We start from the raw sequence: 13,061 nt of genomic DNA on the forward strand, positions 1-13,061 counted from the left end.
CCTGAGTTGCCAATGACAACCTAAGTAGGCAAGGGAGCTTACGAAAAAGGATTACAAGGATTGCGTACACCACGTAGTGAACTTAACTAATTTGTTTATATTGAAGGATTAAATTATGAAGCATTTAAATAAAGCACTCGCATTTATGGCTATTGCCTCTTCTTCTGCTGCATTTGCAGGGACTGATTTTGACACGCTAGATGTAGATGGCAATGGCGCCATCAGCCAAGCTGAAGCATCGGTTGATGCGGATTTAATGGCTGAGTTTGTTGAGCTTGATACCGACGGAAATGGTGAGCTTTCAAAGCAAGAGTTCTCTAAATACTAGGGTGTGATGATCTTTGCCAATTGAGCGCAGGGCAGCGCATGTTCACTTAGCAAAGAGTCATTTGCTCTAATCCAATGTGCATTAAAACTTAATAATGCACATTGGCAAAAGCACTTTTTAGTTAATTTTTAAACCCATGGATCTTAGAAAAGGATTTCCTCTTAATTAGGACACAACTATGAAAACATTAAATACAGCACTTGCCGTTATCGTATTAGCTTCTTCATCAGCGGCGTATGCTGCAGTCGACTTTGCCTCGTTTGATGCCGATGGTGATGGTGCAATTTCAAAGCAAGAAGCGCAGGTAAATTCACAGCTAGTGAAGATTTTTGACCAGCTAGATACTGATGGTAATGGTGAAATTTCTGAGCAAGAGTTTTCAAAAGTACAGTAATTAGTAAGCTGCTAAGCAGGGTTGCCTAGCATTAAAAAAACATACTCCACTAAAGCCGCCTTAGTCAGCGGCTTTTTTGTGTTTAACTATAAAAATATAGCGCTAACTTGGAATAGCTTTTCTACTACGTTGATATGCTTTTTATCGATTAAAAACATAATAACGTGATCACCAGACATAATAACGGTGTCGTCGTGGGCAATCAGTACGTCGTCATTACGTACAATAGCGCCAATCGTTGTACCTGCAGGTAGCTTGATATCGGCAATCGCACGGCCAACTACTTTTGATGTGTTTTCATCGCCATGGGCAACGGCTTCAATGGCCTCTGCCGCGCCTTTACGTAACGAGTACACATTAACAATATCGCCACGGCGTACGTGTGTAAGTAGCGCCGAAATAGTTGCTTGTTGTGGTGATATAGCAATATCTATTTCACCCCCTTGCACTAAATCTACATACGCACCACGCTGAATAAGCACCATGGTTTTTTGTGCGCCCATGCGTTTTGCAAGCATGGCCGACATTATATTTGCTTCATCGTCGTTGGTTACGGCAATAAACACATCAACTTGCTCTATGTGCTCTTCAGATAGTAGTTCTTGGTCTGAGGCGTCTCCACAAAACACGACGGTGTTATCTAGCATTTCAGAGAGTTGCTCAGCACGCTCTTTACTGCGCTCTAGTAACTTAACGCTGTGGTTTTTTTCCAGTGAGCGAGCAAGGCCTGCACCAATGTTACCACCACCGGCTATCATAATTTTTTTGTAAGAACGCTCAAGCTTTTGTAGCTCGTTCATAACCGCACGAATATGCTTAGTGGCAGCAATGAAAAATACTTCATCGTCCGCTTCTATTACCGTGGTGCCCAGTGGTTTTATAGCTTTACCTTGGCGATAAATTGCTGCTACACGGGTTTCTACATTCGGAATATGCTCTTTTAAAGCAGAAAGCGCATAACCCACTAATAAGCCACCGTAGTAAGCTTTTACAGCCACAAGAGAGAGCATGCCATCGGCAAATTGCAGCACTTGCAACGCGCCTGGGTAATCTATTAAACGGCGAATATATTTGGTAACAAGTGCTTCGGGGGCAATATAGTGATCAACCGGGAGGTCATCGTTATGAAATAGTTTTTCGCGGTATTTTAAATATTGCTCTGATCGGATACGGGCTATTTTAGTGGGCGTATTAAAAATACTATACGCGACTTGGCACGCCACCATATTGACTTCATCTGAGCTGGTTACCGCAATAATCATGTCGGCGTCTTCAGCACCTGCACGCCTGAGCACATCTGGGTGAGCACTGTGCCCCGTGACCCCTTGTAAGTCGTACTTATCTTGTAGCTCTCGTAAGCGGTTGCCGTCTATATCAACAACGGTTATTTCGTTTTGTTCGCCAACTAAGTTTTCAGCAAGCGTACCACCGACTTGTCCGGCACCGAGTATGATTATTTTCATTATTTACCCGAATTACTGTTTAATTAAAAAAATAGCCATTTACTGTTTAATAAATGGCTATTGAGTGTACGGCTATTAGGCTTTTTTAACTAGCTTAGCGTAATAAAATCCGTCGCTTTCACCTGGTAGTAATTGTAAACCAGGGTTGGTAACTGTGTCGTTGTCGTGCAGTGGTATATGCTCAACGTCACTATTATTAGCTAAAAATTTAGCGACTTGCTGTTGGTTCTCTTGCGGCAGTACCGAACAGGTTGCGTATATCATTGTGCCGCCTGGTTTAAGTAGCGGCCAAATGCTATTGAGTATATCGCTTTGTAGTGTGGCTAAATCTTCAATGTCTGATGCGCGGCGAAGCCATTTAATATCTGGATGGCGGCGTATAACACCGGTTGCCGAACAAGGGACATCTAATAAAATGCGGTCAAACTGTTGCTCATCCCACCAGGTGTGTGGCTGCGAAGCGTCTGCACATTGTAGATCTGCACCTAAACCGATACGGGTTAAATTTTGTTTAACACGTTCTAGGCGAGTAGCGTCACTATCAAGTGCTAATACTTCTGCATCGGCAAGCTCTAATATATGACATGTTTTACCGCCAGGTGCTGCACAGGCATCTAAAATGTATTCATCAGCTTGAGGTGCTAAAAAGCGTGCGGCTAATTGCGCTGCGGCGTCTTGTACTGAGCAGGCGCCCACATCAAATTCTGGCAACGAAAATACATCACGCGGCTTAGCTAGTTTAATACCATCAACAAACTCAGGGTTTAACGTGTGCTCTATATCGTTAGCCGTTAACATTTCGCTGTATTGTTGCGCGCTGTATTGGGCTTGATTGACACGTAACCACATAGGGGCTTGTTGTTGGTTTTCTTCAAGAAGCGCTTCCCAGTTGTCTGGGTAGGCAGCTTGCACTTGTTTAATAAACCAATTTGGATGGTTATATAAACACACTGGTATTTGCTTGGCTTTTTCTTCAAGCTCGCTTTGTTGGCGCTGAAAACTACGCAAAATAGCGTTGATTAAGCCTTTTAAGCCTAATGCACGCATTTGGCCAAGGGCATTAACGGTTTCAGAGATGGCGGCATGCGGTGGCACGCGCATATGCTGCAGCTGATAGATACCGACATACAACAAAAACTGAAAAATACGACGCTTACCTTTAAGTGGCTGTTCTACTAAATGTTGGCAGTAGTTTTCAAGGCTAGGTAGGTAGCGCAACACGCCGTAACAAATTTGCTGTAATAGCGCTTTGTCTTTAGGGGGCAGCCCTTGGCTGGCAAATGGTAGCTCTTGATTTAGCGAAGCGCCTTTATCAACCACGTTATATAAAGTTTCAGCGGCAAGCGCACGTACGTTTTGAACATTACTCATTGTTTTCGCCTAATACGGTGCCAGGAGTTACCCAGTCACTGCGACCGTTTAAAAAGTCGCTAATTGCCATTGGTTTTTTACCTTGGGGTTGCAGCTGTGTAATACTTAATGCCTGCTTGCCACACGCCACTACAATGCCGTTTTTATCGCTTGATAAAACAACGCCCGCACGGCCTGTTTGCTCAACGACTGAGGCTTGGTAAATTTTTACGCTGTGCTCACCCATTTGAGTAAAACACACTGGCCATGGATTAAATGCACGAATATTACGCTCAATTTGTACGGCATCCATCGTCCAATCAATACTCGCTTCCTCTTTTGAAAGCTTTTTAGCGTAATTTGCCAACTCGTCGTTTTGCGGCTCTGCTATAAGCTCGCCATTGGCTAACTTATTAATGGTTTGAACAAGTGCTCCGGGACCAAGCTCAGCCAGTTTAGTGTATAAACTGGCACTGGTTTCATCCGCAGCAATAGGGCAGCGGCTAATGTGCAGCATGTCGCCGGTATCAAGCCCTTCATCCATTTGCATTATGGTTACGCCGGTATCTTCATCGCCAGCCCAAATTGCGCGCTGTATAGGCGCAGCACCGCGCCAGCGCGGTAAAATAGAGCCATGCACATTTAAACACCCTAAGCGTGGCGTCTCTAAAATGGCTTTTGGTAAAATTAACCCATAAGCCACCACAATCATGATATCGGCATTTAAGCTTTTAAGCTCAGTGAGTGCGTCTTCATTTTTTAATGATTGTGGCTGAAAAACAGGTAGTTCATGTTCAAGCGCAAGCGCTTTTACTTCACTGGCTTTTAATTTTTTACCACGCCCAGCAGGGCGATCTGGTTGGCTGTAAACACCAACAATTTGGTGTTCGCTTTGAATTAACGCTTGTAGGTGACGAGCGGCAAAGTCCGGCGTACCGGCAAATATAATGCGTAGTGGTTTTGTCACTGAGTTTTCCTAAGGTGCTTATTACTTCGCGGCAAATTTAGCTTCTTTTTCAAGCTTTTTGCGAATACGTTGACGCTTTAATGGCGATAGGTAATCGATAAATAGTTTACCTTGTAAGTGATCTAGTTCGTGTTGAATACAAATAGCTAATAGCTCATCTGCATCTAGTACAAATTCTTCACCATTTTCGTTAAGAGCAGCAACGGTTACGGTTTCAGCACGGTCTACTTTTGCGTAAGAGTTAGGCACTGATAAACAGCCTTCTTCGCTAATTGTTGCACCATCTTTTTTAATAATTTGTGGGTTAATTAAAACCAGTGGTTCGTCGCGTTCTTCTGATACGTCGATCACCACAATACGTTGATGAATATCAACCTGTGTAGCAGCTAGCCCAATGCCGTTTTCATCGTACATTGTCTCTAGCATGTCTTTTACAATTTGGCGAACGTTGTCATCAACCTGTGCAACTTCTTTTGCTACCGTACGTAAACGCTCATCTGGAAATCTTAAAACTTCTAACCTAGCCATAGTTACCTTTTTACACTTGTGCTTAATTTAGGGTATTGTATGCTCTTATTTTAGCCATTCGCGTTCCCCTTTAACAGGTTTTGGTCAATAATAATGAAAAAACAATACAAGGAAGCCCAATGAAATCTCAATTGGCTGCAATTATGTTTGCACTAAGTACTGCTTTTCCTGCAGTCGCTGATGTTTTACAAATAAAAAAAGATGCTCCAAAACAATATGTTGTAAAAAAAGGCGATACCCTTTGGGATATTTCCGGCATTTATTTAGAAGAACCATGGCTGTGGCCAGAGTTGTGGCAAATGAACCCGCAAATAGATAACCCGCATCTAATTTACCCGGGCGATGCACTCGCGTTAGTGTACGACGCCGACGGTAACCCGCGTTTGGTGATTAATAAAGCGTACAGAAAATTATCGCCGCAAGGGCGTATTACACCAAAAGGTAATAACGCCATCACCACTTTGCCACTTGAAATAATTAAACCTTATTTAAGTTATGAGCAAGCGATTAACAGCGATGACATAGATGATAAGCCGTATATTTTAGGGGCAAACGAAAATACTAAAACGCAAACTCTCGGGCATATTTTATACGTTAAGGGCGATTTAAAAGTACATAAAGCGTATGCTATTTATCACAAAGGCGAACCTTACATAGATACACAAACCGGTGAAGAGCTAGCTACTCGCGCTACTTATGTCGGTATGGCTCGTGCATTTAGAACGGGCGATGAAAGCAATGGCGTACCATCGTCTTTAAGGGTTGAGTCAGTTAAACAAGAAATACAACAAGGCGATTTTTTACTCCCTGCTATGCAAGGCCAAATGTTACCAGCGTACTTTAATATGCATCGTCCTAAGCAAAGTGTATCCGGCAGTGTTATTGACTCGCCGCGCCAAGTAAGAGAATTCAGCACAATGGATGTAGTGGTGCTAAACTTAGGTGCTGAGCAACAAATTGAAGTTGGTCATATCCTCGATTTAGAACGCCAATCACCCACCGTTATTGATGGCCCTCGGGGACCGCGTTATCCAGAGGATTCGAGCAAATTTGAAAAGCTTTTATCTGATGCAGGTGAATTATTTGGCAGCGAGCCAGATGAAGACACCACAACATGGACAATGCCACATGAAAAAGTGGGTGAGTTAATTGTATTTAAAGTGTATGACAAAGTGAGTTATGCATTAATAACAAAAAATCAGCACCCAATTCGCGTTGGAGATAGTGTAGTAATTCATTAAGTTGTAGCGAGTCGGTGCTCTAGGAGAGAGCATGGATCAGTCATCTGGCAAGCTAGCCCACTGGCTTGCCTTTTATATGTGTAAAGGCTTAGGTATTAAAACACTGTTAGCCTTATCACATACTCACCCCCTCGAATCATTATTTGATTTAAACCAAAGTGAATTACAACAGCTTGGCCTTACCCAAAACCAAGCCTGCAACTTACTCAATACCAATTGGCAGCAAGTAAACCATTACGAACAACAAATACAGCAGCTTAATATTACTGTGGTGTGTATTTTTGATGCGCTATACCCAAACGAGCTAAAACACATAGCCAGTGCCCCTTTACTGTTATTTTGTAAAGGCGATATATCGCTGTTATCTAGCCCGCAAGTGGCTATTGTTGGCAGTAGAAACGCGACCCCTACTGGGCTTGAAATAGCTTCGGAGCTTGCTTATCAGCTTACTTTAGCCGGTATTACTGTTACCTCGGGCATGGCGCGGGGAATTGATGGTGCCGCGCACAAAGGCGCATTGGCCAATAATGGCAAAACAATTGGTGTATTAGGGACTGGGGTTGATATTTACTACCCCAAACGCCATAAATTATTAACAGACCAAGTATTAGAGCATGGCTTATTAATAAGCGAGTTTTTACCGGGTACCGCCGCTAATGCGCATAACTTTCCACGCAGAAACCGTATTATATCAGGGCTGTCTTTAGGCGTGGTTATTGTAGAGGCTGAAATTAAAAGCGGTTCATTGATCACGGTACGTTACGCTATTGAACAAAATAAAGAAGTGTTTGCAGTACCTGGCTCTATTAAAAACCCTTTATCGCAAGCGAGTCATTTTTTAATAAAGCAGGGCGCTAAGTTAGTCGAAAATGTAACAGATATTTTGGATGAGGTGAGCTTTTCTTATCAAAGCGGTCTATATAATAAAGAGGAGCCTGTAAACAAACAGTCACAGTGTGAGGTGTTAAATAGTATAGGGTATGAGGTAACCAGTGTTGATGAAATTGTACGTCGCGCCAAGTGGCCAATTGATAAAGTGCTGGCAAGGTTGCTCGATTTAGAGTTAGACGACGAAATAGAGCGAGTGTTAGACGGGTATATAAAGCTAAGCACAGGAAGGTAATATGTTTGATATTCTCATGTATCTTTTTGAAAACTACATTCACAGTGAAGCCGATATTTATATTGAAGAAAACGAGCTTACCGATGAATTACTTCGCGCGGGCTTTAATAAGACCGAAATTTTTAAAGCGTTAAACTGGCTTGAACAATTGGCCGATTTACAACGCAGCGACGAGTCGCCCTACTTAATTACAAAGCCTCACCAAGCAATGCGCATTTTTACCGATAGCGAATGCAAAATGTTAAACGTTGAATGCCGTGGCTTTTTGATGTTTTTAGAGCAAATAAGGGTCGTTAACAGTGTAACCCGTGAAATGGTTATGGACCGCCTAGCCGCATTAGATAAACCTTATATTTCGCTCGATGACTTAAAGTGGGTGGTGCTTATGGTGTTATTTAACGTACCTGGCTCAGAAGAGGCTTACGAGCAAATGGAAGACCTTATATTTGACGAACCCACCGAACTTCTACATTAAAATTGTATGCCAAACCACTTAAACATATATGCACAGCTTGTATCTTTAAGTGGTTTGGGTATATTAGGCGAAAATTCAGCAACCCATTAGGAACCTCATGAGTAAAATCGACCATTCGCTTTTCTCGGCGGATAAACACGCCTTAGAAAAAGAATACGAAGTCTGCCCACAATGTGGTTCTGAATTAGTGATCCGTAACTCTAAAACAGGTCCGTTTTTGGGTTGTGCTAGTTACCCTAAATGCGACTTTATTCGTCCATTAGCGCATCACGACAGCAACGAAATAAAGGTTCTTGAAGATTCAGCCTGCCCACAGTGCACAAAACCGCTGGTGGTTAAAAACGGCCGTTATGGTATGTTTATTGGGTGTACAGGGTACCCTGAGTGTCATTATATCGCCCACGATGACGAACCTAATAATAACGATGATGAATTACCTGGGTGTCCTAAATGCAAAAAAGGGCAGCTAGTTGCACGCAGCAATAAATTTGGTAAAACGTTTTACTCATGCGATTGTTACCCAAGCTGTAAATATACTCTAAATAACAAACCCATAGCCAAGCCATGCCCTAAGTGCGATTGGCCGCTTGTTATTGAGAAAAAAATGGCCAATGGTACTGTGCTACAGTGCCCACAAAAAAGTTGCCTGCATAAACTTACCACTACTGATTAATATAAATTTCTGGAGCATATTTTGTCAGACCTTTCTACATTGCCTACGGCTATATCTTGCTTAGAGCAAGGTGAAGTTATTTTATATCCTACTGAAGCTGTCTATGGTTTAGGGTGTGATCCAGATAATCAGCAAGCTGTTGAGAAGTTGCTAAAAATAAAACAGCGTCCCGTTGAAAAGGGCCTTATTTTAATCGCCGATAACTACGGCCAGTTATTAAAGTATGTTGACGATGTAAAGCTGCCAATGGACAAACGCGCTGATATTTTTTCTAGTTGGCCCGGCGCTATTACTTGGGTAATGCCTGCAGCTAAAAATACGCCTAAATGGTTAACAGGGCAGTTTGATACGATTGCCGTACGGGTTACTGATCATCCAAGTGTTAAGCGCTTGTGCCAGCAATTAGGCAAGCCTCTTGTCTCTACTAGTGCTAATTTAACCGGACAGCCAACGGTAACAAGTATTGAACAAGCCAAGCAGCAATTTGCAGATAAGGTAGGCTGTTACATTGATGAGCCCTTAGGGGGCAACACGCAGCCAAGCACAATTAAAGATGCCATGACCGGCAAAGTATTTAGAGGTTAATATGCAAAGCGAATTATTAGAACAAGTAAAAGCGTATTTTATGGCTTTGCAAGACACTATTTGCCAAGGTTTAGAGCAGGCCGATGGCAGTGCAAAATTTGTAGAAGATAGCTGGCAACGTGCCGAAGGCGGTGGTGGGCGTACGCGTGTTACCACTAACGGCAATGTAATAGAGCAAGGCGGCGTTAACTACTCGCATGTGTTTGGTGCATCTATGCCGGGCTCTGCGACCGCTCATAGGCCTGAGCTTGCAGGGCGAAGCTTTCATGCATGTGGTGTTTCATTAGTTATTCATCCAAAAAACCCACATGTTCCTACAAGTCATGCCAATGTACGCTTTTTTATAGCCGAAAAAGAAGGCGAAGAGCCTATTTGGTGGTTTGGCGGAGGGTTTGACTTAACGCCTTTTTACCCCGTTTTTGAAGATGTACAGCATTGGCACCAAGTCGCACACGACATTTGTGCACCATTTGGTGAACAAGTGTATCCAAAATACAAAACGTGGTGTGATGAATATTTTTACCTAAAACATCGCGACGAAACACGCGGTGTAGGCGGCTTATTTTTTGATGACTTAAACGAGCTAGGGTTTGAGCAGAGCTTTGCATTTATGCAATCGGTTGGTAATGGTTTTTTAGATGCTTACTTACCTATTATTGAGCGTCGTAAAAATGATGAATACACGCAACAGCAGCGTGACTTTCAATTGTATCGCCGCGGTCGTTACGTAGAATTTAACCTTGTGTGGGATAGAGGCACTTTATTTGGTTTACAAAGCGGTGGGCGCACAGAGTCTATATTAATGTCGATGCCACCACTGGCGCGTTGGGAGTACAATTATAAGCCCGCGCCCGACAGCGCAGAGGCTAATTTGTATCAATACTATTTACGTCCACAAGAGTGGCTAAGCACTAAACCCACTGATTTGATAGCCAGAGAGTGGCAGTTATAAATATTAAATTAAGGTAGGGGCTGTTCAATCCGCAAAGGTCAATAAACCCTAATAAAAGGCGCTAAACAGCGCCTTTTTGCTAAGCAGTTACAATTAGTGTTCATTAATCATATGGGTGGCAAGTTGTCCAAAAGACTGCTTTAACCCTTCGCGCAGTAGGGGGTTGTCTACTTCTATATCGAGGGTTTTATTCATGCAATACATCCACTGATCGCGCAGGTCTTTATTTATAGTAAAAGGCATATGGCGTTTGCGCAGCATAGGTTGGCCATGTTTTTCAGTAAATAGGTTAGGGCCGCCTAACCAACCCGATAAAAACTCAAAAAACACTTGGCGAATTCTATCTAATGGCAGAGGATGCATATCATATAATGGTTTGGCGTATTCATCGCTGGCCATTATGTCGTAGAATCTATTAGCAATAGCACGGGTACCTGCTTCTCCACCAATTATTTCATATGGTGTTTTCTCAGGAGTGGGCGCTGGTTGCTCAGGAGCTGGTTTAGATTTTGAAAAAAGTCGTTTAATCATATTACTTATCATCGTTAATAGGCAGTGTATAGCTGCAAAGAGGTTGCTTTAAAATGGACAAATATGCGGTTTTTGGAAATCCAATCAAACATTCAAAATCCCCCGCGATACATAAACAATTTGCTGTATCTTTGGGTGAGCAAATCGACTACCGCGCAATATTAGCACCTATCGATCACTTTGAAAAAACAGTAACCACCTTTTTTGAGCAAGGCGGAATAGGTGCCAACGTTACTATGCCATTTAAAGAGCAAGCGTATGCCATGGCTGATGAACTCACCCCACTTGCTAAAATTGTTGGTGCAGTTAACACACTTAAAAAACGCGATGATGGCACTTTATTAGGCGATAACACCGATGGCGTGGGCTTTGTTAATGATTTACTTGCCAATGAAGTGACAATTACCAATAAGCGTATTTTAATTATTGGTGCTGGTGGCGCAGCAAGAGGGGTAATACTACCGCTACTTGAGCATAACCCAGCTGAAATAACGATTGTTAATCGCACGGCAAAAAAAGCGCAAGACTTAGCGCAACTATTTGCTGAATATGGCAAGGTAACAGGCTATGGGTTTGATACATTACCAGTAAGCAATTACTCACTTATCGTAAATTCTACCTCTAGCAGTATGAACAACGAGTTACCAGCACTTGACGAAAAACACCTAAGTCAGTGCGCAGTGGCATACGATATGTTTTACTCCCAGCAAAATACCGTATTTATGAACTGGGTTGCAGAGCATAATAACCACGCTAAGCTGTTAGATGGCAGCGGTATGTTGGTAGGCCAAGCCGCACAGGCATATTATGTATGGCGTAATAAAATGCCCGCTATACTTCCTGTTGTTAAAGCACTAAAACAAGGCATGCTTAAATGAATCAAGCCATACAGTTTATAGATAGACTCGAGTTTAGAGAACCTTCCCACCAACTAGTCTTTTTTGCACAAGTAACAGGGATGCTGGTGGAGTGTATTATAGATTTACGAAAGCTAGGGCTTCAAGATGAAAGCCATGCAACGCAGCATTTTGATAAATACCGATTTGATTACGAAGAATGTGCCGAGCAACTTATAGAAAATGAAAGTTATAACTCGGCAGGGCAGATAGAAGTGAATCTAGTTGATCTCTGCTAAATACTCGTCTTTTAATTGCACATAGTTATCTGCCGATACTTTTAAAAAGGCAAGCTCTTGCTCTGTTAATGGGCGGGCTTGCTTTACTGGACTACCAACATATAAATAACCAGACTCCAATCGTTTATTTGGCGGTACTAATGAACCCCCACCAATAATAACGTCGTCCTCTACTATTACATTATCCATTACAATAGCGCCCATACCGACAAGTATACGATTTCCAAGCGTACATCCATGCAGCATCACCTTGTGTCCTACTGTCACATCATCACCAATAACAAGTGGGTAACCATCTGGGTTGCTTTTAGTCGCGCGTGATAAATGAAGAACACTACCATCTTGTATATTTGTACGTTCACCAATACGTATATAGTTAACATCTCCTCGCGCTGCCACTAATGGCCATACGCTACTGTGGTCACCAATAGTAATATCTCCTACCAAAACAGACGATTCATCAACATAAACAGACGAATTAAAAGAGGGAGTCACACCTTTATAAGAACGGATAGCCATATATATACCTTTTAAATACCAGTTATAGTCGCTTGAGTGTAACAGCAACACTTAAATATAGGCCAGAAAAGGCCTGTTTTGATTATAAAACTACCAGTTATAGAGGGTTTAGTTCACATATTGACCGAACAGTGCTTTTTTTTGGTTTTTCTTTAAAAAAGTGCTTGCGTAAAAATCTGTTCTCCCTATAATGCGACCCCACTGAGACGGGGAACGCCAACGCATAGCGAGGCAGGAGCTGCTCACAGAGTTAAGTAAAACTTCGGTTTTAAATCTTCTAAAAAGAAAGTTTAAAATTAAGTGTTGACTCGAAAAATAAAGGATGTATTATACGCATCCCTAGCGACAACGTCGCAACGTTCTTTAACAATATAAAGCAATCATCTGTGTGGGCACTCGTACAGATTGAGTTCTAACAGCCAAGCTACTTAGGTAGTGAGGCAAACAAATTTAGAGTCTCAATTGAAACTGAGTGACCAACAGCAATAACTTTCTTAGGTTTTACTTAAGAAAAGAATTGCAGCACAGTCAATTCAATATCGAAAGATATTAAATAAATTCAGAATTCATTGAGCTGTCGAAAGACACAAAACTTTTTAATTGAAGAGTTTGATCATGGCTCAGATTGAACGCTGGCGGCAGGCCTAACACATGCAAGTCGAGCGGTAACAGAGAGTAGCTTGCTACTTTGCTGACGAGCGGCGGACGGGTGAGTAATGCTTGGGAACATGCCTTGAGGTGGGGGACAACAGTTGGAAACGACTGCTAATACCGCATAATGTCTACGGACCAAAGAG

16 protein-coding genes and 1 rRNA gene (1 of these 17 running past the window's edge) are annotated in these 13,061 nt (G+C 42.3%); 11 read left to right on the forward strand and 6 right to left on the reverse strand.

Going from position 1 to position 13,061, the window contains the following annotated elements:
* Positions 1–115: 115 nt before the first annotated feature.
* Together EJ103_RS00095 and EJ103_RS00100 are read left to right on the forward strand one after the other, a co-directional pair.
* Positions 116–328, forward strand: coding sequence for a calmodulin-like protein (locus tag EJ103_RS00095; protein WP_004588042.1), 213 nt, complete (start codon positions 116–118; stop codon positions 326–328).
* 178 nt (positions 329–506) lie between these two features.
* Complete coding sequence (locus tag EJ103_RS00100) at positions 507–722, forward strand: EF-hand domain-containing protein (RefSeq protein WP_004588041.1); 216 nt, start codon at positions 507–509, stop codon at positions 720–722.
* Between the two features lie 86 nt (positions 723–808).
* On the opposite strand, the gene trkA is transcribed toward EJ103_RS00100, so the two are convergent.
* From trkA to def, 4 genes are all read right to left on the reverse strand, one after another.
* A complete protein-coding gene (trkA, locus tag EJ103_RS00105; protein WP_004588040.1) occupies positions 809–2,185 on the reverse strand; it encodes a Trk system potassium transporter TrkA in 1,377 nt (458 codons plus the stop codon).
* Between the two features lie 75 nt (positions 2,186–2,260).
* Positions 2,261–3,556, reverse strand: a complete 1,296-nt coding sequence (gene rsmB, locus EJ103_RS00110; protein ID WP_126005379.1) for a 16S rRNA (cytosine(967)-C(5))-methyltransferase RsmB — start codon at positions 3,554–3,556, stop codon at positions 2,261–2,263.
* Positions 3,549–4,502, reverse strand: a complete 954-nt coding sequence (fmt, locus tag EJ103_RS00115) for a methionyl-tRNA formyltransferase (RefSeq protein ID WP_126005381.1) — start codon at positions 4,500–4,502, stop codon at positions 3,549–3,551. Before fmt ends, rsmB begins: the two co-directional genes overlap by 8 nt.
* 21 nt (positions 4,503–4,523) lie before the next feature.
* Positions 4,524–5,030, reverse strand: a complete 507-nt coding sequence (gene def, locus EJ103_RS00120) for a peptide deformylase (protein ID WP_004588037.1) — start codon at positions 5,028–5,030, stop codon at positions 4,524–4,526.
* Positions 5,031–5,149: 119 nt separating this feature from the next.
* Here def and EJ103_RS00125 point away from each other — a divergent pair, with 119 nt between their 5' ends.
* The 6 genes from EJ103_RS00125 (at position 5,150) to hemF (ending at position 10,079) form a co-directional block, all read left to right on the forward strand.
* Positions 5,150–6,271 (forward strand): LysM peptidoglycan-binding domain-containing protein, encoded by a 1,122-nt coding sequence (locus EJ103_RS00125; RefSeq protein ID WP_004588036.1) that lies wholly within the window; start codon positions 5,150–5,152, stop codon positions 6,269–6,271.
* A gap of 31 nt (positions 6,272–6,302) precedes the next feature.
* Positions 6,303–7,394 carry a DNA-processing protein DprA gene (gene dprA / locus EJ103_RS00130; RefSeq protein WP_004588035.1) on the forward strand — a complete coding sequence of 364 codons (1,092 nt, stop codon included), beginning with the start codon at positions 6,303–6,305 and terminating at the stop codon, positions 7,392–7,394.
* A 1-nt stretch (position 7,395) separates the two neighbouring features.
* Entirely contained in the window at positions 7,396–7,869 is a 474-nt protein-coding gene (locus tag EJ103_RS00135; protein ID WP_004588034.1) for a DUF494 family protein, read from the forward strand.
* Between the two features lie 97 nt (positions 7,870–7,966).
* Entirely contained in the window at positions 7,967–8,542 is a 576-nt protein-coding gene (locus tag EJ103_RS00140; protein WP_004588033.1) for a type I DNA topoisomerase, read from the forward strand.
* Positions 8,543–8,563: 21 nt separating this feature from the next.
* The gene (locus EJ103_RS00145) at positions 8,564–9,127 is read left to right on the forward strand and encodes an L-threonylcarbamoyladenylate synthase (RefSeq protein WP_054983829.1); all 564 of its coding nucleotides are present in this window, start codon (positions 8,564–8,566) and stop codon (positions 9,125–9,127) included.
* 1 nt (position 9,128) lies between these two features.
* Positions 9,129–10,079 carry an oxygen-dependent coproporphyrinogen oxidase gene (gene hemF / locus EJ103_RS00150; protein ID WP_054983830.1) on the forward strand — a complete coding sequence of 317 codons (951 nt, stop codon included), beginning with the start codon at positions 9,129–9,131 and terminating at the stop codon, positions 10,077–10,079.
* Between the two features lie 93 nt (positions 10,080–10,172).
* Here the strand turns inward: hemF and EJ103_RS00155 are convergent, their stop codons facing one another.
* Entirely contained in the window at positions 10,173–10,610 is a 438-nt protein-coding gene (locus EJ103_RS00155) for a group II truncated hemoglobin (protein WP_029773006.1), read from the reverse strand.
* 53 nt (positions 10,611–10,663) lie between these two features.
* Here EJ103_RS00155 and aroE point away from each other — a divergent pair, with 53 nt between their 5' ends.
* Positions 10,664–11,488 (forward strand): shikimate dehydrogenase, encoded by an 825-nt coding sequence (aroE, locus tag EJ103_RS00160; protein ID WP_126005383.1) that lies wholly within the window; start codon positions 10,664–10,666, stop codon positions 11,486–11,488.
* Complete coding sequence (locus tag EJ103_RS00165) at positions 11,485–11,745, forward strand: DUF1488 domain-containing protein (RefSeq protein ID WP_004588028.1); 261 nt, start codon at positions 11,485–11,487, stop codon at positions 11,743–11,745. The genes aroE and EJ103_RS00165 overlap by 4 nt, the downstream gene beginning before the upstream one ends.
* Here EJ103_RS00165 and EJ103_RS00170 read toward each other — a convergent pair.
* A complete protein-coding gene (locus EJ103_RS00170; RefSeq protein WP_126005385.1) occupies positions 11,728–12,264 on the reverse strand; it encodes a gamma carbonic anhydrase family protein in 537 nt (178 codons plus the stop codon). The two genes, EJ103_RS00165 and EJ103_RS00170, sit on opposite strands and share 18 nt — an antisense overlap.
* 597 nt (positions 12,265–12,861) lie before the next feature.
* Here EJ103_RS00170 and EJ103_RS00175 point away from each other — a divergent pair.
* Positions 12,862–13,061 (forward strand): 16S ribosomal RNA (locus tag EJ103_RS00175); it runs 1,336 nt beyond the window's last position.

Origin of the sequence: Pseudoalteromonas sp. Xi13 (assembly GCF_003952205.1) — a bacterium.
In the GTDB taxonomy this organism is placed as follows: Bacteria; Pseudomonadota; Gammaproteobacteria; order Enterobacterales; family Alteromonadaceae; genus Pseudoalteromonas; species Pseudoalteromonas atlantica.